At 49.0% G+C, this 290-nt stretch carries 1 protein-coding gene; it reads right to left on the bottom strand.

The window, feature by feature from the left end; genetic code table 11:
* Window positions 1-290, bottom strand: a 290-nt coding sequence (locus M992_RS14460) for a YbhB/YbcL family Raf kinase inhibitor-like protein (protein WP_147638204.1), incomplete at both ends; no start/stop codon positions are given.

Raw genomic sequence — 290 nt, 5'->3', positions numbered from 1 at the left:
CGTTTTCATTCAGCATGAAACCCACTAAAGCGCCGCTGGATTGGTTATCAATCGGTAATTTATCAGTTTTCAATGCCCAGATGGTAAAACGGTAGTCGTGTGGTTTATCGCCCGCTGGCGGGCAAGCACCGCCGAATCCGGCATAACCAAAATCATTGCGGCCTTGAACTGCGCCAGTCGGCATGTTTTTGCCATTTTGAGCTCCAGCATTAGCGGGTAAACTTCGAATATTGGCTGGAATATTTGCTACAGTCCAATGCCACCAACCACTGCTAGTTGGAGCATCAGGG

Origin of the sequence: Moellerella wisconsensis ATCC 35017, from assembly GCF_001294465.1 — a bacterium.
Taxonomy (GTDB): Bacteria; Pseudomonadota; Gammaproteobacteria; order Enterobacterales; family Enterobacteriaceae; genus Moellerella; species Moellerella wisconsensis.
The sequence above is the reverse complement of the archived record's forward strand: the minus strand, read 5'-3'. Positions and strand labels throughout refer to the sequence as shown.